General features: G+C 73.5%; 21 protein-coding genes. 15 read left to right on the forward strand and 6 right to left on the reverse strand.

Annotated features, from left to right (window positions below):
• Positions 1-21 precede the first annotated feature (21 nt).
• The 8 genes from rplT to FGW31_RS28475 all read left to right on the forward strand — a co-directional run bounded on the left by rplT (position 22) and on the right by FGW31_RS28475 (position 10,166).
• Positions 22-405 (forward strand): 50S ribosomal protein L20, encoded by a 384-nt coding sequence (gene rplT / locus FGW31_RS28440; RefSeq protein ID WP_004933571.1) that lies wholly within the window; start codon positions 22-24, stop codon positions 403-405.
• Positions 406-657: 252 nt separating this feature from the next.
• Positions 658-1,518 (forward strand): TrmH family RNA methyltransferase, encoded by an 861-nt coding sequence (locus FGW31_RS28445; RefSeq protein ID WP_142196417.1) that lies wholly within the window; start codon positions 658-660, stop codon positions 1,516-1,518.
• Between the two features lie 102 nt (positions 1,519-1,620).
• Positions 1,621-2,757 (forward strand): sensor histidine kinase, encoded by a 1,137-nt coding sequence (locus FGW31_RS28450; RefSeq protein ID WP_142196418.1) that lies wholly within the window; start codon positions 1,621-1,623, stop codon positions 2,755-2,757.
• Between the two features lie 146 nt (positions 2,758-2,903).
• A complete protein-coding gene (gene pheS / locus FGW31_RS28455; RefSeq protein ID WP_142196419.1) occupies positions 2,904-4,025 on the forward strand; it encodes a phenylalanine--tRNA ligase subunit alpha in 1,122 nt (373 codons plus the stop codon).
• Positions 4,025-6,592: a phenylalanine--tRNA ligase subunit beta gene (pheT, locus tag FGW31_RS28460; protein WP_142196420.1), complete on the forward strand. Its 2,568-nt coding sequence runs from the start codon at positions 4,025-4,027 to the stop codon at positions 6,590-6,592. Before pheS ends, pheT begins: the two co-directional genes overlap by 1 nt.
• Before the next feature lie 210 nt (positions 6,593-6,802).
• Positions 6,803-7,900 carry a PP2C family protein-serine/threonine phosphatase gene (locus FGW31_RS28465; RefSeq protein ID WP_142196421.1) on the forward strand — a complete coding sequence of 366 codons (1,098 nt, stop codon included), beginning with the start codon at positions 6,803-6,805 and terminating at the stop codon, positions 7,898-7,900.
• Positions 7,901-8,155: 255 nt separating this feature from the next.
• A complete protein-coding gene (locus FGW31_RS28470) occupies positions 8,156-9,496 on the forward strand; it encodes a transcriptional regulator (protein WP_142196422.1) in 1,341 nt (446 codons plus the stop codon).
• A 142-nt stretch (positions 9,497-9,638) separates the two neighbouring features.
• The gene (locus FGW31_RS28475) at positions 9,639-10,166 is read left to right on the forward strand and encodes an NUDIX hydrolase (protein ID WP_142196423.1); all 528 of its coding nucleotides are present in this window, start codon (positions 9,639-9,641) and stop codon (positions 10,164-10,166) included.
• Positions 10,167-10,226: 60 nt separating this feature from the next.
• Here the strand turns inward: FGW31_RS28475 and FGW31_RS28480 are convergent, their stop codons facing one another.
• The gene (locus tag FGW31_RS28480) at positions 10,227-11,087 is read right to left on the reverse strand and encodes a 3-hydroxybutyryl-CoA dehydrogenase (protein WP_142196424.1); all 861 of its coding nucleotides are present in this window, start codon (positions 11,085-11,087) and stop codon (positions 10,227-10,229) included.
• Positions 11,088-11,257: 170 nt separating this feature from the next.
• On the opposite strand from FGW31_RS28480, the gene FGW31_RS28485 reads away from it, so the two are divergent.
• Positions 11,258-12,490, forward strand: a complete 1,233-nt coding sequence (locus tag FGW31_RS28485) for a glycoside hydrolase family 10 protein (RefSeq protein WP_233452586.1) — start codon at positions 11,258-11,260, stop codon at positions 12,488-12,490.
• Between the two features lies 1 nt (position 12,491).
• Here the strand turns inward: FGW31_RS28485 and FGW31_RS28490 are convergent, their stop codons facing one another.
• The gene (locus FGW31_RS28490) at positions 12,492-12,689 is read right to left on the reverse strand and encodes a DUF1918 domain-containing protein (RefSeq protein ID WP_142196425.1); all 198 of its coding nucleotides are present in this window, start codon (positions 12,687-12,689) and stop codon (positions 12,492-12,494) included.
• A 91-nt stretch (positions 12,690-12,780) separates the two neighbouring features.
• Positions 12,781-13,698 carry a DMT family transporter gene (locus FGW31_RS28495; RefSeq protein ID WP_142196426.1) on the reverse strand — a complete coding sequence of 306 codons (918 nt, stop codon included), beginning with the start codon at positions 13,696-13,698 and terminating at the stop codon, positions 12,781-12,783.
• Between FGW31_RS28495 and FGW31_RS28500 the strand changes: the two genes are divergently transcribed.
• From FGW31_RS28500 to FGW31_RS28510, 3 genes are all read left to right on the forward strand, one after another.
• Positions 13,697-15,169: an aminotransferase-like domain-containing protein gene (locus tag FGW31_RS28500; protein WP_142196427.1), complete on the forward strand. Its 1,473-nt coding sequence runs from the start codon at positions 13,697-13,699 to the stop codon at positions 15,167-15,169. The genes FGW31_RS28495 and FGW31_RS28500 overlap by 2 nt on opposite strands.
• Positions 15,170-15,240: 71 nt before the next feature.
• Positions 15,241-15,678 carry a GNAT family N-acetyltransferase gene (locus FGW31_RS28505; protein ID WP_142196428.1) on the forward strand — a complete coding sequence of 146 codons (438 nt, stop codon included), beginning with the start codon at positions 15,241-15,243 and terminating at the stop codon, positions 15,676-15,678.
• 129 nt (positions 15,679-15,807) lie between these two features.
• Positions 15,808-16,401, forward strand: coding sequence for a histidine phosphatase family protein (locus FGW31_RS28510; RefSeq protein ID WP_142196429.1), 594 nt, complete (start codon positions 15,808-15,810; stop codon positions 16,399-16,401).
• Here FGW31_RS28510 and FGW31_RS28515 read toward each other — a convergent pair.
• Positions 16,383-16,823 (reverse strand): DUF6314 family protein, encoded by a 441-nt coding sequence (locus tag FGW31_RS28515; RefSeq protein ID WP_142197268.1) that lies wholly within the window; start codon positions 16,821-16,823, stop codon positions 16,383-16,385. The two genes, FGW31_RS28510 and FGW31_RS28515, sit on opposite strands and share 19 nt — an antisense overlap.
• A 157-nt stretch (positions 16,824-16,980) precedes the next feature.
• On the opposite strand from FGW31_RS28515, the gene FGW31_RS28520 reads away from it, so the two are divergent.
• Positions 16,981-19,470, forward strand: a complete 2,490-nt coding sequence (locus FGW31_RS28520; RefSeq protein WP_142196430.1) for an alpha-L-arabinofuranosidase C-terminal domain-containing protein — start codon at positions 16,981-16,983, stop codon at positions 19,468-19,470.
• A gap of 67 nt (positions 19,471-19,537) precedes the next feature.
• Here the strand turns inward: FGW31_RS28520 and FGW31_RS28525 are convergent, their stop codons facing one another.
• A complete protein-coding gene (locus FGW31_RS28525) occupies positions 19,538-20,092 on the reverse strand; it encodes a DoxX family membrane protein (protein WP_142196431.1) in 555 nt (184 codons plus the stop codon).
• An 80-nt stretch (positions 20,093-20,172) separates the two neighbouring features.
• The gene (locus FGW31_RS28530) at positions 20,173-21,417 is read right to left on the reverse strand and encodes an MFS transporter (RefSeq protein ID WP_142196432.1); all 1,245 of its coding nucleotides are present in this window, start codon (positions 21,415-21,417) and stop codon (positions 20,173-20,175) included.
• A 133-nt stretch (positions 21,418-21,550) separates the two neighbouring features.
• On the opposite strand from FGW31_RS28530, the gene FGW31_RS28535 reads away from it, so the two are divergent.
• A complete protein-coding gene (locus FGW31_RS28535; RefSeq protein ID WP_142196433.1) occupies positions 21,551-22,486 on the forward strand; it encodes a LysR family transcriptional regulator in 936 nt (311 codons plus the stop codon).
• 171 nt (positions 22,487-22,657) lie between these two features.
• The gene (gene argC / locus FGW31_RS28540) at positions 22,658-23,686 is read left to right on the forward strand and encodes an N-acetyl-gamma-glutamyl-phosphate reductase (protein WP_142196434.1); all 1,029 of its coding nucleotides are present in this window, start codon (positions 22,658-22,660) and stop codon (positions 23,684-23,686) included.
• Positions 23,687-23,733 lie beyond the last annotated feature (47 nt).

Here is a 23,733-nt window from a genome sequence, read left to right on the forward strand (position 1 = left end):
CCCGCTACAAGGAGTTAACAAGTGGCACGCGTCAAGCGGGCAGTCAACGCCCACAAGAAGCGCCGGGCGATCCTCGAGCAGGCCTCCGGCTACCGCGGTCAGCGTTCGCGCCTGTACCGCAAGGCCAAGGAGCAGGTCACCCACTCGCTGGTCTACAACTACAACGACCGCAAGAAGCGCAAGGGTGACTTCCGCCAGCTGTGGATCCAGCGCATCAACGCCGCTGCCCGCGCCAACGGCATCACGTACAACCGCTTCATCCAGGGTCTGAAGGCCGCGAACGTCGAGGTCGACCGCAAGATCCTGGCCGAGCTGGCCGTCAACGACGCCACCGCCTTCGCGGCGCTCGTCGAGGTCGCCCAGAAGGCGCTCCCGGCGGACGTGAACGCGCCCAAGGCCGCGTGACGCCGCGTCGGCGCTGAGCCGACGTGACCGAAGGACCCGCAGGCTTCACGGCTTGCGGGTCCTGTTGTTGCGCCCGCCGCCCGCAGCCCGCTGCCCGCCGCCCGCCGCCCGCCGTGCGGCATCCCTCCGGGTGAGCCGCAGTCCCGTCGCCCGGACGTCCCGCGCCCCGCGCCCCGCGCGCGGCCCCCGGGCATGCCGCGGACCGTTCGTCCGGGACGGCCGCGTGTTCGAGATCTCCAGAAGGTGAAGAAGATGCCCTCCGTCGGCCCCGAGCTGATCTCCCCCCGTTCCCCCCGTGTCGCCGCCGCGCGACGGCTCGGCAAGCGGAACTTCCGGGGAAAGGAGCGGCTGTTCCTCGCCGAGGGGCCCCAGGCCGTGCGGGAGGCCGCCGCGCACCGCGCCGGTGACAGCGCCACGCTCGTCGAGCTGTTCACCACCCCCGAGGCCGCCGAGCGGTACGCCGACATCATCGGCGCCGCCCGGGACGCCGGCGCCCGCGTCCACCTCGCCGCCGAACAGGTCGTCGCCGACATCTCCACCACCGTCACCCCGCAAGGACTCGTCGGGGTGTGCCGGTTCCTCGACACGCCGTTCGAGCGGATCCTCGCCGGCCGGCCCCGTCTCGTCGCGGTCCTCGCGCACGTACGCGACCCCGGCAACGCCGGCACCGTACTGCGGTGCGCCGACGCCGCCGGAGCCGACGCCGTCGTCCTCACCGACGCCTCCGTCGACCTGTACAACCCCAAGGCCGTACGCGCCTCCGTCGGCTCGCTCTTCCACCTGCCCGTCGCCGTCGGCGTCCCCGTCGAACAGGCCGTGGCGGGCCTGCGGGACGCCGGCGTACGGCTGCTCGCCGCGGACGGCGCCGGCGACCGCGACCTCGACGACGAACTCGACAAGGGCACCATGGGCGGACCGACCGCCTGGGTCTTCGGCAACGAGGCCTGGGGCCTGCCCGAGGAGACCCGCGCACTCACCGACGCCGTCGTCCGCGTCCCCATCCACGGGAAGGCGGAGAGCCTGAACCTCGCCACCGCCGCCGCCGTATGTCTCTACGCGTCGGCACGCGCACAGCGCGCCGCCGGAGGGTGTCGCTCCGTCAGCGGGAACTAGGCCGGGCCTAGTAGGGTGACCAGCCCGGGGAACCTCCCCCGAGCTCTCGCTGGGCACGAGCACGGGGCGCCCCGCGGAGGTTGCGAGAGGTGGAGTACGGGCATGAGCGTCGGCACGAGCAGCGCACCGGGAGCACAGCGGGTGACGCGCCCACCCGCGCCCCGGCCCGGTGATCTCGCCGACCTCGGCATCGACCCCGACCAGCTGCCCGACGGACTCGTCGTCGCCGACGAACACGGACGGGTGATCTGCTTCAACGCGGCGGCCGCCCGCATCACCGCCGTCCCCGCCGAGCAGGCCCTCGGCCGCCCCCTGGAGACGGCCCTTCCGTTAGAGGACCTGGAGGGCCGCCGCTGGTGGCAGCTCACCGACCCCTACGGCGGCCTCGCCATCCGGGTCCGCCAGCCCGAACGCAACCTGCTCCTCCCCGGCGGCCGCGAGGTCCTCGTCTCCGCGCGCTACGTCCGCACCCGCCCCACCGGCCCCGTCCGCCGGGTCGTCGTCACCCTGCGCGACACCGAGGCCCGGCGCCGCACCGAGCGCAGCCACGCCGAACTGATCGCCACCGTCGCCCACGAACTGCGCTCCCCGCTCACCTCCGTCAAGGGCTTCACCGCCACCCTGCTCGCCAAGTGGGAACGGTTCACCGACGACCAGAAACGCCTGATGCTGGAGACCGTCGACGCCGACGCCGACCGCGTCACCCGGCTCATCGCCGAGCTGCTCGACATATCCCGCATCGACTCCGGACGCCTGGAGGTGCGCCGCCAGCCCGTCGACATCGGCGCCGCCGTCGGACGGCACATCCAGGCCTACGTCGCCGCCGGCCAGCCCGCCGACCGGTTCCTGCTCCGGCTCGCCCAGCCGCTGCCCGACCTGTGGGCCGACCCGGACAAGATCGACCAGGTGCTCAGCAACCTCATCGAAAATGCCGTGCGCCACGGCGAGGGAACCGTCACCATCGACATCACGGCCACGGCGTCGCCCCGCGAAGGGGAGGACACCGGAACGTCGGTCACCGTGAGCGACGAAGGGCCCGGCATCCCGGAGGAGTCCATGAACCGCGTCTTCACCCGCTTCTGGCGGGGCAGCAAGCGCGGCGGCACGGGCCTGGGGCTGTACATCGTCAAGGGCATCGTCGAGGCCCACGGCGGCACCATCACGGTCGGACGCGCCCCCGGCGGCGGCGCCGAGTTCCGATTTACGTTGCCCGTGGCGGCACCGGCGTATCTCACCTGAGACGTCCCAGGGCCCCACGGGCGCGTTCGCGTTCCCTCGCCCCGTTAGACTCGGCCTTTGGCACCTTTGCGTCCCAAGAACCGTGACGAGCCGTCCACGAGTCGGTACGGGGACCTTCAGCCAGCCAATCGGAAGCACGGGAAGAGATGTCGGCACCGAATAAGTCGTACGACCCTGTCGAGGTCGAGGCGTTGAAACCGGAAGAGATCGAGCGCATGCGGGACGAGGCGCTCGCCGCCTTCGCCGCCGCGGACTCCCTCGACGCGCTCCACGAGGCCAAGGTCGCCCACACCGGCCCCGCCTCCCCGCTGGCGCTCGCCAACCGCGAGATCGGCGCCCTGCCGCCGCACGCCAAGGCCGAGGCCGGCAAGCGGGTGGGCCAGGCGCGGGGTGCCGTGAACAAGGGCCTCGCCGCCCGCCAGGCCGAACTGGAGGCCGAGCGCGACGCGCGCGTCCTGGTCGAGGAGGCCGTGGACGTCACCCTGCCCTACGACCGTGTCCCGGCCGGCGCCCGCCACCCGCTCACCACGCTGTCGGAGCGCATCGAGGACATCTTCGTGGCCATGGGCTACGAGGTCGCCGAGGGCCCCGAGGCCGAGGCCGAGTGGTTCAACTTCGACGCCCTCAACATCGGCCCGGACCACCCGGCCCGCGGCGAGGCCGACACCTTCTTCGTGGCCGGACCCGAGGGCGGCACCGAGTCCGGCGTCGTGCTGCGCACCCACACCTCGCCCGTGCAGATCCGCTCCGCGCTCGGCCGTGAGCTGCCGGTCTACGTGATCTGCCCGGGCCGCGTGTACCGCACCGACGAGCTGGACGCGACCCACACGCCGGTCTTCCACCAGGTCGAGCTGCTCGCCATCGACGAGGGCCTGACCATGGCCGACCTCAAGGGCACCCTGGACCACATGGTGCAGTCGCTGTTCGGCGAGGGCATGAAGACCCGGCTCCGGCCGAACTTCTTCCCCTTCACCGAGCCGAGCGCCGAGATGGACATGCTCTGCTACGTCTGCAAGGGCGCGTCCGTCGGCAACCCCGACCGGCCCTGCCGCACCTGCTCCAGCGAGGGCTGGATCGAGCTGGGCGGCTGCGGCATGGTCAACCCGCGGGTGCTCACCGCCTGCGGCGTCGACCCGGAGAAGTACAGCGGATTCGCCTTCGGGTTCGGCATCGAGCGGATGCTGATGTTCCGCCACAACGTCGAAGACATGCGAGACATGGTCGAGGGTGACGTCCGGTTCACCCGGCCGTTCGGGATGGAGATCTGATGCGGGTCCCGCTTTCCTGGCTGCGGGAGTACGTCGACCTGCCGGCCACCGAGACCGGCCGCGACGTGCAGGCCAAGCTGATTTCGGCCGGGCTGGAGGTCGAGACCGTCGAGCACCTCGGCGCCGACCTCAAGGGCCCCCTCGTGGTCGGCCAGGTGCTGACCATCGAGGAGCTGGAGGGCTTCAAGAAGCCGATCCGCTTCTGCACCGTCGACGTGGGCCGGGCCAACGGCACCGGTGAGCCGCAGGAGATCGTCTGCGGCGCCCGCAACTTCGCCGTCGGCGACAAGGTCGTCGTGGTCCTGCCCGGAGCCACCCTGCCCGGCGGCTTCTCCATCAGCGCCCGCAAGACCTACGGCAAGGTCTCGCACGGCATGATCTGCTCCAGCGACGAGCTGGGCATGGGCGACGACGGCACGCACGGCATCATCGTGCTGCCGCCGGAGACCGAGGTCGGCAAGGACGCCATCGAGCTCCTCGAACTGGTCGACGAGGTGCTGGACATCGCCGTCACCGCCAACCGCGGCGACTGCCTGTCCATCCGCGGCGTCGCCCGCGAGGCGGCCATCGCCTACGGTCTGCCGCTGCGCGACCCGGCCCTGCTCGACGTGCCCGGCCCGAACGCCTTCGGCTACCCGGTGCAGGTCTCCGACCCGGCCGGCTGCGACCGCTTCACCGCCCGCACGGTGACCGGCCTCAGCCCCGAGGCGCGCTCCCCGATCTGGCTGAAGCGCCGCCTGCAGAAGGTCGGCATGCGCCCGATCTCGCTCGCCGTCGACGTCACCAACTACGTGATGATGGAGCTCGGCCAGCCGCTGCACGCCTACGACCGCAACCTGGTCCAGGGCACCATCGGCGTCCGCCGCGCCGCGGAGGGCGAGAAGATCGTCACCCTCGACGGCGTCGAGCGGAAGCTGCACGCCGAGGACCTGGTCATCACCGACGACCGCGGCCCGATCGGCCTCGCCGGCGTCATGGGCGGCGCCGACACGGAGATCGCCGACCACGCCGACACCGAGAACGCGACGAGCGACGTGGTCATCGAGGCCGCCCACTTCGACCAGGTGTCCATCGCACGCACCGCCCGCCGGCACAAGCTGTCCTCCGAGGCCTCCCGCCGCTTCGAGCGGGGCGTCGACCCGCAGGCCGCCGCCGCTGCCGCGCAGCGCACCGTCGACCTGCTGGTGCTGCTCGCCGGCGGCACCGCCGAGGCCGGCGTCACCGAGGTCATCGCGCCGACCGCGCCGCGCACCGTCCGCATCGCCGCCGACCACCCGGACAAGGTCGCGGGTGTGAGGTACGGCCGCGAGACCGTCGTACGCCGCCTCCAGGAGGTCGGCTGCGACGTGTACGGCAACACTGCCGCGTGGAACGCGTCCTCGGGGGGTGGCGGTCGGGCGACGGGCGGGCAGGACGAGCTGATCGTGACCGTGCCGTCCTGGCGGCCCGACCTCACCGACCCCAACGACCTGGCCGAAGAGGTCATCCGGCTGGAGGGCTACGAGAACCTGCCCTCCACGCTGCCCAAGCCGCCGGCGGGCCGCGGCCTGACCGCCCGGCAGCGGCTGCACCGCCGCATCGGCCGCGCCCTGGCCGGCGCCGGCTACGTCGAGGCGCTGAACTACCCGTTCGTCGGCGAGCAGGTCTTCGACCAGCTCGGCCTGGAGGCGGACGACCCCGCCCGCCGCGTCGTCCGGCTGGTCAACCCGCTCAGCGACGAGGAGCCCGCCCTGCGCACCTCGCTGCTGCCGGGCCTGCTCGCCGCGCTGCGCCGCAACGACGGCCGCGGCTCGCACGACCTGGCGCTGTTCGAGACCGGTCTGGTCTTCCACCCCCGTGACGAGCAGCGGATCGCGGCGAACCTGCCGGTCGACCGGCGCCCCGCCGAGGCGGACCTCGCCGCGCTCGACGCCGCGCTGCCCGACCAGCCGCGGCACGTCGCCGTCGTGCTGGCCGGCGCCCGCGAGCAGGCCGGCTGGTGGGGCAAGGGCCGCCCGGGCGACTGGGCCGACGCGGTCGAGGCCGCCCGGACCGTCGCCCGTGAGGCCGGTGCCGAACTCGGCGTGCGCAAGGGCCAGTACGGGCCGTGGCACCCGGGCCGCTGCGCCGAGCTGACCGTCACCGTCGACAGCGCCGAGCGCGTCATCGGCCACGCCGGCGAGCTGCACCCGCGTGTGCTGAAGACGCTCGGCCTGCCCGCGCGCAGCTGCGCGATGGAGCTGGACCTCGACGCGCTGGAGCAGGTCGGCGACGACACCCCGCAGGCCCCGGGCATCTCCACCTTCCCCGTGGCCACGCAGGACGTCGCGCTGGTCGTCGACGCTTTCGTGCCCGCCGCGGAGGTCGAGGCGGCGCTGCGCGAGGGCGCCGGGACGCTGCTGGAGTCCATCCGCCTGTTCGACGTGTACGAGAACGCCGAGCAGCTCGGCGAGGGACGCAAGTCCCTGGCGTACGCGCTGCGGTTCCGCGCGAACGACCGGACGCTGACCGTCGACGAGGCGTCGGCGGCCCGCGAGACGGCGGTCGCCCTCGCGGGTGAGCGCACCGGGGCCGTCCTGCGGGGCTGAAAAGCTCCGGCCCCACTCCGACGGTGAGGGGCGTGGAAGGCGTGTCGCACGCCTCCCACGCCCCTCACGTCTTTCACCGCGCCGGTCACCTCACTCATTCGGGTGACTATTCGAGGTGATACGTCCGGATCGGGTGAAGCGGTCGACAGAATCGGACCGGCCTCTCGAGGCCGGTCTGCGCTGTCCGGGCCTACATGGGGGGCCATCGGCATGATCCGCTTCAAGCCTGGGGCTCCCCGCTGGGTGCCGTCCCGGTTCCGCTCACGGGCGCTCACCCTCGCCGTGCCCACGGCCTGGGGCGCCGTCGCGGTCACCTACCGCATGGCCTGCCCGCTCGCCCACGACGACGCCCTCGGCGCGCGCCTGGTCAGCAGCGCCGTCATGTGCACCGTGGTCATGGGTGTCGTGATGCACGTACGGCGTCGGCTGCTCGACGAGCTGCGGCGGGCCCGCCGGATCGCGGACGCCGCGCAGAGCGTGGTGCTGCGGCCACCACCCCCGCGGGTCGACGGTCTGGCCGTCGCCGCGGTCCACCTGTCCGCCGACCGGGGCGCCCGGATCGGCGGCGACCTGTACGAGGTGGTCGCCACCGAGCACGGCGTGCGGGCCGTCATCGGCGATGTGCGCGGGCACGGGCTGGGCGCCGCGCGGACCGTCGCCGCCGTCCTCGGCAGCTTCCGCGAGGCCGCGCACGACGAGGCGGAGCTGGCCGGCGTGCTGCGCCGGCTGGAGCGGGCCATGGCACGGCATCTGCGGGAGCGGGCCCGCACCGATGCCGACCCGGCGGGCACCGGCCCGGACGGCGAGGAGTTCGTCACCGTCCTGCTGCTGGAGATCCTGCCGGCCGGGGAGGTGCGGGCGCTCAACTGCGGCCACCCCTGGCCGCATCTGCTCACCGGCTCCGGGGCCGAACCGCTGGCCCGCGCCGACCCGCTGCCGCCCCTCGGCCCGTTCCCGCTGCCGGCCGACCTGCCCGCCGTGGCCTGCCCCCGCCTGCGGCCCGGCGAGGCGCTCGTCCTGCACACCGACGGCGCCGAGGAGGCCCGCGACGCCGAAGGCAGGTTCTTCCCGCTGCGGGACGTCCTCACCGAGGCGGCGCGCGAACAGCCGCTCACCGCCCAGTCCGTACGGCGCAGGGTCCTCACGGCCCTGCTGCGCCACACCACCGATCCTCCGCAGGACGACGTGGCCCTGCTGATCCTCAGGAACGAGCGCCCGGCCCGTCCCGCCGCGTCCCGGCTGCGGTCCGGCGTGCGGACCGCCGCGGCCGACCTCGGCCCGTCCGATCACCTGCAGTTCCCCGCGTGAGCGGGACCGGGCCGCGCGCCGTCCGCCCCGCCACGGAGTGTCGGGCAGGCAGCCGGGCGGACGGCGCGGATACGGGCCGCCGCACTGTACGAGGGGGAGCCGACGGCCCGGCCGGCCTCTTTCGAGGCACTTCAGTCAAGCGGGTGGAAACTCTCCGCGACAGTGCGCGCACGCTACGGATTCGGGCACTCCGTTCACACCCCGTGTGAACGGTCGGCCACTACTCTGTCCGCCACCGAGTCACCGGGGGGCCTCATGCAGCCCAATACTCTGCTCGACGCGATCCTGGACGAGGCCGGGATCTCGCACGCGGGCCTGGCCGCACACGTCAACCAGGCCGGAAGGGCGCGCGGCCTGTCCCTGCGGTACGAACACACCGCCGTGGCGCGGTGGCTGAAGGGCCAGCGGCCCCGCGGCCAGGTGCCCGACCTGATCTGCGAGGTGCTCGCCGCCCGGCTGCACCGCCCGGTCACCCTCGACGACATCGGGCTCGGTGTGCCCGGTGAGCCGTCCGCCGCGCACACCGGTTCGCTCAGCGGGTTCGTGGAGCGGGCCACCGCCCTGTGGCGCTCCGACCAGCAGCGCCGCCCGCACGTCCTCGGCGCTCCCGCGGTCACCGGGACGCCCGCCGTGATGCCCGTGTGGGAGTGGGAGAACCCGCCCGAGGACGTGGACGTCTCGCGCGGCGGCCGGCACCGGGTCACCCCCGGCGACCTCGACATGCTGCGCGCCGCCCGCACCCACTACGAGCAGATGTACCGCAAGGCGGGCGGCATGGTGACGCGCGCCCGGATCGTCGGCTTCCTCAACGCCGAGGCCGCCCCGCTGCTGCGCGGCGGCTACACCGACGCCACCGGCCGCCAACTGCACCGCGCCACCGGCGGCCTGGTGGCCATCGCCGGCATCTGCGCCTACGACTCCGACGCGCACGGCCTCGCCCAGCGCTACTTCCACCAGGCGCTCCGGCTGGCCAAGGCCAGCGGCGACCGAGGGCTCGGCGCCTATGTGATCGCGCTGCTCGTCAACCAGTCGCTGTACATGCGGGAGCACCGGCAGGCCGTCGCCTTCGCGGAGGCCGCGCTGCGCGCCGCCGGCACCGACATCACCCCGGCGCTCGCCTCCGACCTGTACGCGATGCAGGCCAAGGCGTACGCGCACCTCGGTGACGGCACGAGCGCGCTGTCCTGCATCCGCCGGGCGGAACAGTCCGCCGAGCGCATCCGGCGCGGACACGAACCCGACGAGACCGGCTATGTGCAGCCCGGACTGGTCAACGTCCAGGTCGCGGAGGCACTGCTGAGCCTCGGCGACGTCGCGGCGGCCGGGGAGCACGCCGCCGCGGCCGTCGGCACGCCCGCGCACGACCGCGGGCGGGTGCACCGGCTGGCCATGCTGAGCACCATCGAACTGCGCCAGGGCAACGCCGACAAGGCGGTGGCCATCGCGGTCCAGATGGCGGAGCAGGCCCGGGGGATGGAGTCGCAGCGGCTGCGCGACCGCCTGCGCGCGGTGCGCGAGCACCTCGTGCGCAGCGGGTGCGCGGGCACGGCCGAGGCGGCCGAACTCATCGACGGGGCGCTGCGCCTGCCGCTGTAGAAACCGCCGGGTCCGGGGCCGCCGCGACCGGCATGCGCCTCCACCGCGCCTTCCGCTGCGCCGGAGGCGGCCTCCCGTGCGCCTGCTGCCGGAGCGCTCCTGCTGCGATATTGCCCCTTACTCCCCGGAAGGTGGCAGAACCGTGCAGTGGACGAAACAGAACGAACAAACTAGGTACTCAAACCGCTGGTTCAGCGTCAATCTCGCGGATGTCGAGCTGCCGGACGGCCGGCACCTCGACCACTTCCTCATACGGCTGCGGCCCGTCGCCGCGGCCACGGTGGTGAACGAGGCCAACGAGGTCCTCCTGCTCTGGCGCCACCGCTTCATCACCGACAGCTGGGGCTGGGAACTGGCGGCGGGCGTCGTCGAGGACGGCGAGGACGTGGCCCGTGCCGCGGCGCGGGAGCTGGAGGAGGAGACCGGCTGGCGGCCGGGACCCCTGCACCATCTGATGAGCGTGGAACCGTCCAACGGCCTCACCGACGCCCGGCACCACATCTACTGGACCGACGAGGCCGAGTACGTCGGACACCCGGTGGACGACTTCGAGTCGGACCGGAGGGAGTGGGTGCCGCTCAAGGTCGTCCCCGACCTCGTCGCCCGCGGCGAGGTCCCGGCCGCCGGCATGGCGGCCGCGTTACTCCTGCTGCACCACCTGCGGATCTGACGCCGAGGGGCCCGGCACCGTACGCGGTGCCGGGCCCCTTCGCCGCGCCGTTCGGCGGGCTCAGCCGTAGGTGTAGAAGCCGGAACCGCTCTTGCGGCCCAGCCGGCCCGCGTCCACCATGCGCTGGAGCAGCGGGGGAGCGGCGTACAGCGGCTCCTTGTACTCCTCGTACATCGAGTGTGCGACCGAGGCCACCGTGTCCAGGCCGATCAGGTCGGACAGCTTCAGCGGGCCCATCGGGTGGGCGCAGCCCATCTCCATGCCGTTGTCGATGTCCTCGCGGCTGGCGATGCCCGACTCGAACATCCGGATCGCGGAGAGCAGGTACGGGATCAGCAGCGCGTTGACCACGAAGCCGGAGCGGTCCTGGGCGCGGATGGCGTGCTTGCCCAGCGCCTTCTCGGTGAACACCTGGGCGCGGCTGAGCGTGCCCTCGGACGTGGTGAGCGCCGGGATCAGCTCCACCAGCTTCTGCACCGGGGCCGGGTTGAAGAAGTGGATGCCGATGACGTGGTCGGGCCGCGAGGTGGCGACCGCCAGCTTCACCAGCGGAATGGAGGAGGTGTTGGAGGCGAGGATGGCGTCCGGGCGGGTCACCACCTGGTCGAGCACCTGGAAGATCTCCGTCTTGACCTGCTCGTTCTCGACCACGGCCTCGATCACCAGGTCACGGTCGGCGAACTCGCCGAGGTCCGTGGTGAAGCTCAGCCGGGCCTGGGTGGCCTCGAGCTCCTCCGTGCTGATCTTGCCGCGCTCGGCCGCCTTCGACAGGGAGTTGAACAGCCGGGTACGGCCGATCTCCAGGGCTTCGCCGGTGGTCTCGGCGACCATGACGTCCAGGCCGGCGCGGGCGCACACCTCGGCGATCCCCGCGCCCATCTGACCGCAGCCCACCACTCCGACGCGTTCGATGTCGGTCACATCGTTCCCTTCGCTACTGCTTACGGCTGTGGCAGGTCCGCCCGGGTCCCGGTGCCTGCTCCGTTCGTGCACGTTACTCCGAAGTATCGATGATCGATCGCGGGGGTGGGGCATCCTGAACGCCTGACGGTCGGTGACCAGGCGGTTCGGCGAGGTCCGAGGGGGACGCGATGGGACGGGTGTCACGCAGGATGTTCGCGACGGCGGCGCTGGCGGCGCTGGCGACCGTGCCGCAGGCGTCCGCCGCGCCGGCACGCGCCGGACGCGCCCCGGCGGCCGGCGAGATGCGCGGCATGTGGATCGCCACCGTGACCAACCGCGACTGGCCCTCCCGGCCGGGACTGGGCGCCGCCGCCCAGCGGGCCGAGCTGCTCGCCCTCCTCGACGCGGCCGTCCGCGCCCGCCTCAACACCGTGGTCCTCCAGGTGCGGCCCACCGCCGACGCGCTGTGGCCCTCGCCCCACGAGCCCTGGTCGCAGTACCTCACCGGCACCCAGGGCGCGCACCCCGGCTGGGATCCGCTCGGCACGGCCGTCGCCGCGGCGCACGCCCGCGGTCTGGAACTGCACGCCTGGTTCAACCCGTACCGGGTCGCGATGCACGCCGACCCCGGCCGGCTCACGGCCTCCCACCCGGCCCGCCGCAACCCCGGCTGGGTGGTGCCGTACGGCGGCCGGCTCTACTACAACCCGGGGCTGCCCGAGGTGCGCGCCTTCGTGCGGGAGGCGATGCTCGACGCCGTACGCCGCTACCCCGTGGACGCGGTCCACTTCGACGACTACTTCTATCCGTATCCGGTGGCCGGCCAGACCTTCGACGACGACCTCGCCTACGACACCCACGGCGGCGCCTTCCCGGACCGGGCCGCGTGGCGGCGCGACAACGTGGACCGCCTGGTGCGCGAGACGGCCGACGGGATCAGGGCGATCCGGCCCGGCACCCGGTTCGGCATCAGCCCCTTCGGGGTGTGGCGCAACGCCGCGACCGACCCGCGCGGCTCCGACACGCACGCGGGCGTGCAGACGTACGACGACCTGCACGCGGACACCCGGAAGTGGGCCAGGGAGAACTGGATCGACTACATCTGCCCGCAGCTGTACTGGAACATCGGCTTCGCCGCCGCCGACTACGCCGCGCTGCTGCCCTGGTGGGCCGAGGTCGTCCGGGGCTCGGGGACCCGGCTGTACGTGGGAGAGGCGCTGTACAAGGCGGGCGACCCCGCCCAGCCCGTCCCCTGGCAGGACCCGGCCGAACTCTCCCGCCACCTCACGCTGGCCGGGCGCCACCCGCAGGTGCGCGGGCACGTCTTCTTCGCCGCCCGTGAGGTGGCGACCGATCCGGTCGGGGCGATGGCGCGGGTGGTCGCCGACCACTACCGCCGGCCGGCGGAACCCCCGCGCTGATCTACCGTTCGGTCCTGGTCCGGTGCCGGATCTCGGTGTCGGGGCCGGGGGAGCACACTCCCTCGTGCCCGTCCTCGAAACGGACGCGATAGGGCGGGTTGCCTTCCTGGCCCATCACTTCGACGATCTCGCCGACCTTGTCGTGCTGGCCGACCACCCTGCCGTGCTGGACAAGCTGGTCACCCTCGGTTGCGCGCATCGCGGGGCCTCCTCAGCGGATGCGGGAGCAGCGGTCCGTGTCCTCGAGTCTACGGCGGAGCGCAGCGCCGGGCAGCGGGCCGTACGACTCCTCAGCCGCGGGCCCGCTGGGTGACGGCGATGCACACCAGCACCGCCGCGGCCGTCAGCGGGGCGGCCGCCGTCAGGTGCTCGTTCAGCAGCAGCACCGACCACACCAGTGTGAGCAGCGGCTGGGCCAGCTGCAACTGGCTGGCCTTGGGGATGCCGATGGCCGCCATGCCCCGGTACCAGACGATCAGCCCGAGGAACTGCGAACCCGCCGCCACCCACAGCAGTCCGGCCACGCTGTGCGCGGTCAGGGTCACCGGCTCGACGGCCAGCGCGACGGCGGCGACGGGCAGCGCGAGCGGCAGGCACAGCATCAGCGCCCAGCCGATCACCTGCCAGCCCGGCATCACCCGGGCCAGCCTGCCGCCCTCGGTGTACCCGGCGGCGCACACCACCAGCGCCCCGAACAGGTACAGGTCGGCCGTGGTCAGCGCGCCGCCGCTCTGCTGCACGGTGAACGCCACGACGGCGGCGGCCCCGGCGAGCGCCGCCACCCAGAAGGTGCGCGAGGGACGGGAGCCGACGCGCAGGGCGGACAGCAGGGCCGTGGTCAGCGGGAGCAGGCCCACCACGACGGCGGCGTGCGCGGTGGTCGAGGTCTGCAGCGCCAGCGTCGTCAGCATCGGAAAGCCGAGCACCACCCCGGCGCCGACCACCGCGAGCCCGGGCCAGTGGCGGCGGTCGGGCACGGGGATGCGCAGGGCGAGCAGACAGCCGCCGGCGATCAGGGCCGCGAGCGCGCTGCGCACGGCCACCAGCGTCCAGGGCCCGAAGCCCTCCAGACCCCAGGCGGTGGCGGGGAAGGTGAGGGAGAAGGCGATGACGCCGAGGGCGGCCTGGAGGGTGCCGAGGCCGCGGCGGTCGCGGTCGGCGGGGACCGCTATCGCGGGAGGGGTAGTAGCGCTACTCTGTGCTCTCATGCATGAGGGTAGCAGCGTCGGTGACCTGGCGGACAAGCTGCGAGAAGAGCTGGACTGCTACTCTCCGGGTGGGAAGCTCCCGTCGAGTCGGGCCCTGGTGGAGCGGTTCCGGGTGAGTCCGGTGACCGTGTCCCGGGCGCTGGCGCAGCTCGCCGCCGAGGGCCTGGTGGTCACCCGCCCCGGCGCCGGCGCCTTCCGCGCCCAGCCCCGCCCCCAGGCCGCGGCCGCGGGCGACACCTCCTGGCAGGAGGTGGCCCTCAGCGCGGACGGCGCCGCCGACGTCGTACCCCGCTCCGTGGACGCCTCGGGAGTGCTGGTCTCGCTGGCCGCGCCGCCGCCCGGCGTCATCGAGTTCAACGGCGGCTATCTGCACCCCTGCCTGCAACCGGAGCGGGCGATGGCGGCGGCGCTGTCCCGGGCCGGGCGCCGGCCGGGCGCCTGGGGGCGGCCGCCCATGGAGGGCCTGCCGGAGCTGCGCGAGTGGTTCGCGCGCCAGATCGGCGGACCGGTCACGGCGGCGGGCGTGCTGGTCACCTCGGGCGGCCAGTCCGCGCTGACCACCGCCCTGCGCGCGCTCGCCCCGCCGGGCGCCCCCGTGCTCGTGGAGTCGCCCACCTACCCCGGCATGCTGGCCATCGCCCGCGCGGCCGGACTGCGCCCGGTGCCCGTCCCGGTGGACGCGGACGGCGTACGGCCCGCGCTGCTCGCCGACGCGTTCAAGGCGACCGGCGCCCGGGTCCTGGTCTGCCAGCCGCTGTTCCAGAACCCGACCGGGGCCGTGCTCGCTCCGGAGCGGCGCGGCGAGGTGCTGCGCATCGCCCGGGAGGCGGGTGCCTTCGTGGTCGAGGACGACTTCGTGCGGCGGCTGGTGCACGAGGACGCCGGTCCGCTGCCGCGCCCGCTCGCCGCCGACGACCCCGACGGGGTCGTGGTGCACGTCTGCTCGCTCACCAAGGCCACCTCGCCCAGCTTCCGGGTGAGCGCCCTGGTCGCGCACGGGCCGGTGCTGGAGCGGCTGCGGGCCATCCAGGTCGTGGACACCTTCTTCGTGCCACGGCCGTTGCAGGAGGCCACGCTGGAACTGGTCGGCTCGCCGGCCTGGCCGCGCCATCTGCGCGCGGTCTCGGCCGCGTTGCGCTCCCGCCGGGAGGCGATGACCGCCGCGCTCCGCCTGCACCTGCCCGAACCGGCCCTGCCGCACGTGCCGTCCGGCGGCTACCACCTGTGGCTGCGGCTGCCGGACGGCACCTCCGAGTCCGCGCTGACCGCGGCGGCCCTGCGCGCGGGCGTCGCCGTCACCCCCGGCCGCCCCTACTTCAGCGCCGAACCACCGGCCGGACACCTGCGCCTCAGCTTCGCCGCGGTGGCGGGCACGGGCGAGATCGAGGAGGGCGTACGGCGGCTGCGCACGGCCTTCGACGACCTGCCCGGCCGCCCGGGACAACGGGCCGGCGCCCACCGCCCCGGATAACGGGTCGACGCCCCGCCGCCCGCCGCGATAACGGGTCGACGCCCGGCCGTCCGGCCTGCGACCATCCCGCCATGACCGACACACCGCGCCTGCCCGAGGGCTACGACATCTCCGCCGACCCGGCCCGCATCGACGCCGCACGGGTGCACCGGTGGCTGTCCACCGACGCGTACTGGGCCCTGGGCCGCTCCCGCGAGAGGCAGGACCTGGCGATCGCCGGATCGCTCAACTTCGGTGTGTACGAGGCGGTTTCGGGCGAGCAGGTGGCGTACGCGCGGGTCGTCACCGACCGGGCGACCTTCGCCTGGCTGTGCGACGTGTACGTCGACCGGTCGGTGCGGGGCAAGGGGCTCGGCACGGGCCTGGTGGCGGCCGTACGGGACGAGGTGCGGGGGTACGGGGTCAAGCGCGTCGTGCTCGCCACGCACGACGCGCACGGCGTCTACGCCGAGCTGGGCTTCCGCCCGCTGGACCGGCCCGACCAGTGGATGGCGCTGCTGTTCGAGTGAGCGCGGCGGTCCGGTGTCCCGGGTGACGCGATCCCCGCGTCCTTACCAGCGAGTAAGGCCCGTGGCACCTGGAGTGACGGGCCCGCGACACCTCTTGACCGCCACCCTCCGGCGCCCGACCATCGCCGCATGGCACTTCGGGTCACCTTTGTCGCCGCCGCGGGGAGCTCCTCGGCGCTCGCCGAGCGGTTCGAGGACGCCCGGCCGCTGGACCGGGCCGGCTGGAACGAGGTGCAACAGGTCGCGCACGAGCTGCTGCCGCTCGCGGCGGCCGACCTGCGCTACTGCTCCCCGGCCCCGCGCAGCCGCGCCACCGGCGACGGCCTCGGCTACGCACCGCTGGTGCAACTCGCCCTGCGGGACTGCGACATGGGCCGGTGGCGGGGGCTGACGCTGGGCGAGGCGATGGCCCGGGAGCCTCAGGCCGTGGACGCCTGGCTCGCCGACCCGTGCTCCGCCCCGTACGGCGGTGAGTCGCTGCCGGACTTCATCGGCCGTGTCGGCGGCTGGCTCGACACCCGGCCGGTGGAGGACGGCTGCCGGGTCGTCGCCGTGGCCGAGCCGTCGGTGATCCGCGCGGCCCTGGTCTATGTGCTCAAGGCGCCGCCCGCCACGTACTGGAGCATCGACGTCCGCTCACTGTCGACGATCACCGTCGCCGGGCGGGCGGGCCGCTGGAACCTGCGCCTGGAAGGGGCCGGCGCTCAGCCGACGCGGGCGTAGTCGGTGACGAGCTCCAGGTCCTTCGCGGGGCCGCGCACCCGCCAGACCGCCCGCCAGTGGCCCGCGCCGAGAACGGTGAACTCGCCCCGGTAGAGGTCGGCGGAGCAGGGATGGTCGGCGACGTGCCGGCCGGTGCCGAGGTCCAGGTCGTGGAAGGGGCGGCCGTCCGCGAACCGCACGTCCGCCGTGCCGCCGGGTCCGGGCAGGAAGCGCAGGGTGCGCTCGGCGGGCCGGGTCACGCCCCGCCAGGTGAACGCGCCGGACTCGTGGTGCAGCAGACCGCCGCCCTCCAGCGGCCCGAAGTCGACGGTTCCCGTGAAGCGTCCCCGGTCGCCGCTCGCCAGGTCCCGCACGCTGCGCTCCGCCCGCCACCTTCCGCTCAGGTAGTCCAGTGCATCGGGCACTGGCCAGAACTCGCCCATCCCGTCCCGCTTTCCGTGCCGGTTCGCCGGTGCACGACCCATTGACGTGCTCCTGCCTCCTCCCTATCTTGCCGTTCGAAGTGTTGACCAATGGTCGATATTTCGAACGAGGGTGGTGCCCCCGTGCCACCCACTCCTACAGAGCCGCGGAGCATCCATGTCACGCACCGCCCGAAGCCGCACCCGCCTCAGACTCGGTCTCACCGCCACCGCCCTGCTGACGGCCGCCGCCCTCGTCCCCGCGCCCGCGCACGCCGAGGACGTCGCCGACTACACGATCACCGTCGACCCGGCCGCCGAGGGCGCGCGGATCGACGACACGATGTACGGCGTCTTCTTCGAGGACATCAACCGGGCCGCCGACGGCGGCCTGTACGCCGAACTCGTGCAGAACCGGTCCTTCGAGTACTCCACCGCCGACAACGGCTCCTACACGCCGCTGACCTCCTGGTCGGTGACCGGCACCGCGGAGGTGGTGAACGACTCGGGCCGGCTCAACGAGCGCAACCGCAACTACCTCTCCCTGGGCGCCGGTTCGTCGGTGACGAACGCCGGCTACAACACCGGCGTCCGGGTGGAGAAGGGCAAGCGGTACGACTTCTCGGTGTGGGCGCGCGCCGCGAGCGGCACCACGCTCACCGTCTCCCTGAAGGACGCCGCGGGCGCGCTGGCCACCACCCGCCAGGTCGCCGTCGAGGGCGGCTGGGCCCAGTACGAGGCCACGTTCACCGCGGCCCGCACCAGCAACCGCGGGCGGCTCACCGTCGCCGCCACGGACGCCGCCGCCCTCGACATGGTGTCGCTGTTCCCGCGCGACACCTACAAGAACCAGCCCAACGGGCTGCGCAAGGACCTCGCCGAGAAGATCGCCGCGCTGAAGCCCGGCTTCGTCCGCTTCCCCGGCGGCTGCCTGGTCAACACCGGCTCCATGGAGGACTACAGCGAGGCCAGTGGCTGGCAGCGCAAGCGCTCCTACCAGTGGAAGGACACGATCGGCCCGGTCGAGGAGCGCGCCACCAACGCCAACTTCTGGGGCTACAACCAGAGCTACGGCCTCGGCTACTACGAGTACTTCCGCTTCGCCGAGGACATCGGCGCCATGCCGCTGCCCGTCGTCCCGGCCCTGGTCACCGGCTGCGGCCAGAACCGGGCCACCGACGACGAGGCGCTGCTGAAGCGGCACATCCAGGACACTCTCGACCTCATCGAGTTCGCCAACGGCCCGGCGACCTCCACATGGGGCAAGGTCCGCGCGCAGATGGGCCACCCCAAGCCCTTCCACCTGACCCACATCGGGGTCGGCAACGAGGAGAACCTCCCGAGGGAGTTCTTCGCCCGCTTCGAGAGGTTCCGGGCCGCCATCAAGGCCGAGTACCCGGACATCACCGTGATCTCCAACTCCGGCCCGGACGACTCCGGTACGACCTTCGACACCGCCTGGCAGCTCAACCGCGAGGGCAGGGTCGACATGGTCGACGAGCACTACTACAACAGCCCGCAGTGGTTCCTGCAGAACAACGACCGCTACGACTCCTACGACCGCGGCGGCCCGAAGGTCTTCCTCGGCGAGTACGCCTCCCAGGGCAACGCCTGGAAGAACGGCCTGGCCGAAGCGGCGTTCATGACCGGTCTCGAGCGCAACGCGGACATCGTGAAGCTCGCCTCGTACGCGCCGCTGCTCGCCAACGAGGACTACGTCCAGTGGTCGCCGGACATGATCTGGTTCAACAACCACGCCTCCTGGGGCTCGGCCAACTACGAGGTCCAGAAGCTGTTCATGACCAACGTCGGCGACCGCGTGGTCCCGTCGCGGGCGAGCACCACCCCGGACGTCAGCGGCCCGATCACGGGTTCCGTCGGCCTGTCGACGTGGGCGACCAGCGCCGCGTACGACGACGTGAGGGTCACCTCCGCGGACGGCTCGACGCTGCTGAGCGACGACTTCTCCGGTGACGCCTCGCGGTGGACCCACAGCGGAGGCGGCAGCTGGAGCGTCCGGGACGGGCAGTACGTCCAGACCGACGAGGCGGCCGAGAACACCCTGGTGACGGCCGGCGACCCGGCCTGGCACGACTACGACCTGCACGTGCGAGCCACCAAGAAGTCCGGCAAGGAGGGCTTCCTCGTCGCCTTCGGCGTCAAGGACACCGGCAACCACTACTGGTGGAACCTCGGCGGCTGGAACAACACCCAGTCCGCCGTCGAGCAGTCCGTGGACGGCGGCAAGTCGACGCTGATCTCCAGGGCCGGGTCGATCGAGACGGGCCGCGCCTACGACATCGACATCACGGTGCGCGGCCGCCAGGTCACCCTCTACCTCGACGGCGAGGAGTGGGGCAGCTTCACCGACGACAAGCCGGCCGAGCCGTTCCGCCAGGTGGTCACCGAGGACGAGCGCACCGGCGACCTGATCGTCAAGGTGGTCAACGCCCAGCCGGCCGAGGCCCGCACGGCGATCGACCTCGGCGGCGCCCGGGTCGGCTCCAGCGCCCGGGTGACCACGCTGGCCGCCGACGCGGACGCGGTGAACACCGAGACGGACACGCCGGTCAGCCCGGTCACGTCCACCTTCCGCGGCGTCGCGGACGAGTTCACGTACACGTTCCCGGCGCACTCGGTGACGTTCCTGAGGATCGCGCGGCGGTAGCGGACGCGGGAGCGGGCCGCCGTCCGGGAGACGGCGGCCCGCTCCCGCGCAGGCCGTGCGGGGCGCGTCAGTGGCGCAGCAGCAGGGTGGCGCCGGCCAGCACGGCGCCGAGCACGACGGCGGCGACGCCGTGGGCGAGGCGGTGCGGGCGCAGCGGCGGAACCAGCCGGTCCGCGGCGATCCGGCCGGGGCCGGTCAGGGCGAGCGCCACCGCGGCCAGGGCGATGAGGATCTCGTACTCCACGCCCTCCGGAGCGAAGAAGCCGCCGCCCCACTTGACGGCGAGCGCGTTGACCAGCGTGCCGGCGACGGCCGCGGCGGCGAGCGGGGTGAGCAGGCCGAGGGCGAGGCCGAGCCCGCCGAGGGTCTCGGTCAGCCCGGCGACGACGGCGAACGTCTCGGGCGCCGGGTAGCCGACGGACGCGAAGAACATCCCGGTGCCCTCGATGCCGCCGCCGCCGAACCAGCCGAACAGCTTCTGGGTGCCGTGCGCGGCGATGATCAGGCCGAGCGCGAGACGCAGCACCAGCAGGCCGATGTCGTAGGCCCGGGCGGGCGCGGCGTGGGCGTCCTGGCCGGTCGTGGCCGTGGGGCGGGTCAGGGTCGAGGCGGGACGGCTCATGGGGACTCCTCGTGAGGGGACGGCGGGGACGGTGGGCGCCCGGTGGGTGGGGGTGGCGGCACCACGGAAATCTTGAAGCTTCAAGTTAAGCGATGACCCGTCCCTGTTTCAACTTTCAAGCAATGGTCCCGGCGGGGCAGCAGCAGCGGGGTCGCCAGCAGGAGAACACCGGCCAGGCCGATGGCCGTACGCAGGCCCAGCAGCCCGCCGAGCACACCCCAGACGGCCGTCAGCAGCGCGGTCGTGGCCCTGACCGTCACCGTCCACGCGGTCAGCGTGCGGGCGACCCGGCCGGTCGCGGTGCGTTCGAGGCGGTAGGTGGCGCAGACGGGGTTGAACACGCCGCAGCAGAGGATGAGCCCGGCCTCGACGCCCGCCACCAGCAGCAGCCCGCCGGTGCCAGGACCCGGAAAGGCCAGGCCGACGGGCCAGAGCGTGCGCAGCGTCCCGGCCGTCACAAGGACCCGGTGCTGCCCGAACCGGGTCACCAGCGGCCGGGCCAGGCGCGCGCCGACCAGCCCGCCGACCGAAGGCGCGGCGAAGGCGAGGCCGTACTGCCACGGCGCGACACCGAGCCGGCCGAGCAGCAGCACGGCCAGCAGCGGCGAGGCGGCCGTCACCAGGCCGTTGAACAGGGCCGTGTGCAGGAGCAGCGGACGCAGTGTCGCGTCGGCGAGGACGTACCGCCAGCCGTCGAGCAGGTCACCGGCCCGCATGCGCGGCGCCGCCCGGCGCCCAGGCGGCGCTTCGTGCCCGCCCGTCGCGCGGATGCCGAGGGCCGACAGCAGATGGCTGACGGCGTCGGCCACCACCGTCGCCACCGGACCGAGCAGCCCGGTCACCGCCCCGCCGAGCGGCGGTCCGACGACCGTGGCCGTCCAGGCCGTCGACTCGAACCGGGCGTTGGCGACGAGCAGGTCCTCGGGCGGCAGCAGCGACTTCAGGTAGGCGCCGGAGGCCGCGCGGAAGACGATGTCGGACGCCGCGACCACCACCGAGACCAGCAGCAGCTGGACGAAGGTGAGCACGCCCAGCGCGAACGCGGCGGCGACCGTCAGCAGCGCCGCGCACCGCACCAGATCCGTCGCGATCAGCACCGGCCGCTTGCGGCGGAACTCCACCCACGGGCCGAGCGGCACCGCCACGGCCGCGCCCGCCGCCGCCCCCACGGCGGAGAGTGTGGCCACCTCGGCCGGAGAGGCGTGCAGCACCTGGAGCGCGATCAGCGGGAACGCCCCGAAGGCCAGCCAGGTGCCCAGCGCGCTGGTCCCGTACGCCGCCCAGAGCCATCCGAACCGCCGCCCCAGCCGGTACCCGCTCCGCATCCCGCCGCCCCTCGCCACCCGTCCGCACGACCGATCCGCGATCGGGAGCATCAAAACGAGCGCCGCGCCCGGGGATCAAACAACCGCGGGAGCGCCCGGACACAACCGGTGGTTGTGTCCGTAGGGTGCCGTCATGGACCTCGACGCCGTCCGCACCTTCCTCCTCGCCGCCGAGGCGGGGCAGTTCCAGGAGGCCGCCGCCGAGCTGGCCGTCACCCAGCAGGCCGTCTCCAAACGCATCGCCGCGCTGGAGCGCACCCTCGGCGTGCGCCTGTTCACCCGTACGCCGCGCGGTGTCGAGCTCACCATCGACGGGCAGGCGTTCCTGCCCCACGCGCGCGAACTGCTGCGCGCCGCCGACCGGGCCGCCGCCTCCGTGCGTCCCGGCCGCCGCCCCCTGCGCGTGGACGTGATCAACCTGCGCGGCGCGACCTCCGGCCTGATGCGCGGCTTCCACCGCGCGCATCCCGGGATCGACCTCGACGTGGTGAAGCTGTTCGACGTCGGCACGGCCGTCGCCGCCCTCCGGTCCGGTGAGATCGACGCGTCCTTCCGCGCCGTCGCCGCGCCCGGCCGGCCCCTGCCCGACGACATCGCGTCCGTCCGGGTGCTCGACGAGCCGCTCCACCTCCTCACCGGCCCCGCCCACGCGCTGGCGGGCGCCCGTTCGGTGACCCTCGCCGGGCTCGCCGGGCACCGGATCTGGATGCCCGGCATCGTCCCCGGAACCGAGTGGGCCGCCTACTACGACGACCTCGTCGCCGCGTTCGGCCTCACCATCGAGGCGACCGGCCCCAACTTCGGTTCGGACGCGCTCCTCGACACGGTCGCCGACACCCCGGCCCTGGCCACCTTCATGGGTGATCACCCCCGCCTCGTCCGGCCCGCCGGCCACGGCCTGCGCCGTATCCCGGTGACCGACCCGACGCCCGTCTACCCGCACGCGCTCCTCTGGCACCGCGACAACCCCCACCCCGCACTGGCCGCCCTCCGCGCCCACCTCGCCGCCACGGCCGCCGGCCACGACGCCGCCGGGACCTGGACGCCGGACTGGGTGATCCCTCGCTGACCGCCGCGACGGCGGCCGGGGCGGTGACCGTGGTGAAGGCGCGGGCATGGGCCGCGTGCGACCCGGGCAGTGACCTGCCGGGCCCGGTTCGGCGGGCCTCGGGTGCGAGCGGATGACCATTGCATAAATCTGCATCGCTGCGTATAGTCATGCCATCGAGGAGGAGGTTCCATGACCGTACGTGCCGCAGTGGCCGGAGCCAGCGGGTACGCGGGAGGCGAACTGCTGCGTCTGCTGCTCGCCCACCCCGGGATCGAGATCGGCGCCCTGACCGGCAACTCCAACGCCGGACAGCGGCTCGGCGCGCTCCAGCCGCACCTGCTGCCGCTCGCCGACCGCATCCTGGAACCCACCACGCCCGAGGTCCTCGCCGGACACGAGGTCGTCTTCCTCGCGCTGCCGCACGGACAGTCGGCCGCCGTCGCCGAACAGCTCGGCCCGGACGTGCTCGTGATCGACATGGGCGCCGACTTCCGGCTGAAGGACGCCGCCGACTGGGAGCGGTTCTACGGCTCCCCGCACGCCGGCACCTGGCCGTACGGCCTGCCCGAACTGCCGGGTGCCCGCGCCGCGCTGGAGGGGTCCAAGCGCGTCGCGGTGCCCGGTTGCTACCCGACCGCGGTGTCCCTGGCGCTCTTCCCGGCGTACGCCGCCTCGCTCGCCGAGCCCGAGGCCGTGATCGTCGCCGCCTCCGGCACCTCCGGCGCCGGCAAGGCGCCCAAGCCGCACCTGCTGGGCAGCGAGGTCATGGGCTCCATGTCGCCGTACGGCGTCGGCGGCGGCCACCGGCACACCCCCGAGATGATGCAGAACCTCGGCGCGGTCGCCGGCGAGCCGGTCTCCGTCTCCTTCACCCCGACCCTCGCGCCGATGCCCCGCGGCATCCTCGCCACCTGCACCGCCAAGGCGAAGCCCGGCGTCACCGCCGACTCCGTCCGCGCCGCCTACGAGAAGGCCTACGCCGACGAACCGTTCGTGCACCTGCTGCCCGAGGGCCAGTGGCCCGCGACGGCGTCCGTCCACGCTTCCAACGCTGTTCAGGTGCAGGTCGCGTACGACGCGGACGCGGGGCGGATCATCGCGATCAGCGCCATCGACAACCTGACCAAGGGCACCGCGGGCGGTGCCGTCCAGAGCATGAACCTGGCCCTCGGTCTCGACGAGACCACCGGGCTGACGACGATCGGCGTCGCGCCGTGAGCGACGCCCGCGCAGCCACCGGGCCGCAGACGACCACGACGCCCGCA

Origin of the sequence: Streptomyces calvus, from assembly GCF_006782915.1 — a bacterium.
Lineage (GTDB): Bacteria > Actinomycetota > Actinomycetes > Streptomycetales > Streptomycetaceae > Streptomyces > Streptomyces calvus.

Coding starts and splice junctions, on each gene's coding strand:
- FGW31_RS28500 (WP_142196427.1), top strand. CDS start 13,697: ATGCATGAGGGTAGCAGCGTCGGTGACCTGGCGGACAAGCTGCGAGAA.
- FGW31_RS28530 (WP_142196432.1), bottom strand. CDS start 21,417: ATGCGGAGCGGGTACCGGCTGGGGCGGCGGTTCGGATGGCTCTGGGCG.
- FGW31_RS28515 (WP_142197268.1), bottom strand. CDS start 16,823: ATGGGCGAGTTCTGGCCAGTGCCCGATGCACTGGACTACCTGAGCGGA.
- FGW31_RS28535 (WP_142196433.1), top strand. CDS start 21,551: ATGGACCTCGACGCCGTCCGCACCTTCCTCCTCGCCGCCGAGGCGGGG.
- FGW31_RS28510 (WP_142196429.1), top strand. CDS start 15,808: ATGGCACTTCGGGTCACCTTTGTCGCCGCCGCGGGGAGCTCCTCGGCG.
- FGW31_RS28495 (WP_142196426.1), bottom strand. CDS start 13,698: ATGAGAGCACAGAGTAGCGCTACTACCCCTCCCGCGATAGCGGTCCCC.
- FGW31_RS28525 (WP_142196431.1), bottom strand. CDS start 20,092: ATGAGCCGTCCCGCCTCGACCCTGACCCGCCCCACGGCCACGACCGGC.
- pheS (WP_142196419.1), top strand. CDS start 2,904: ATGTCGGCACCGAATAAGTCGTACGACCCTGTCGAGGTCGAGGCGTTG.
- argC (WP_142196434.1), top strand. CDS start 22,658: ATGACCGTACGTGCCGCAGTGGCCGGAGCCAGCGGGTACGCGGGAGGC.
- FGW31_RS28445 (WP_142196417.1), top strand. CDS start 658: ATGCCCTCCGTCGGCCCCGAGCTGATCTCCCCCCGTTCCCCCCGTGTC.
- FGW31_RS28470 (WP_142196422.1), top strand. CDS start 8,156: ATGCAGCCCAATACTCTGCTCGACGCGATCCTGGACGAGGCCGGGATC.
- FGW31_RS28505 (WP_142196428.1), top strand. CDS start 15,241: ATGACCGACACACCGCGCCTGCCCGAGGGCTACGACATCTCCGCCGAC.
- FGW31_RS28520 (WP_142196430.1), top strand. CDS start 16,981: ATGTCACGCACCGCCCGAAGCCGCACCCGCCTCAGACTCGGTCTCACC.
- FGW31_RS28490 (WP_142196425.1), bottom strand. CDS start 12,689: ATGCGCGCAACCGAGGGTGACCAGCTTGTCCAGCACGGCAGGGTGGTC.
- FGW31_RS28485 (WP_233452586.1), top strand. CDS start 11,258: ATGGGACGGGTGTCACGCAGGATGTTCGCGACGGCGGCGCTGGCGGCG.
- pheT (WP_142196420.1), top strand. CDS start 4,025: ATGCGGGTCCCGCTTTCCTGGCTGCGGGAGTACGTCGACCTGCCGGCC.
- FGW31_RS28450 (WP_142196418.1), top strand. CDS start 1,621: ATGAGCGTCGGCACGAGCAGCGCACCGGGAGCACAGCGGGTGACGCGC.
- FGW31_RS28465 (WP_142196421.1), top strand. CDS start 6,803: ATGATCCGCTTCAAGCCTGGGGCTCCCCGCTGGGTGCCGTCCCGGTTC.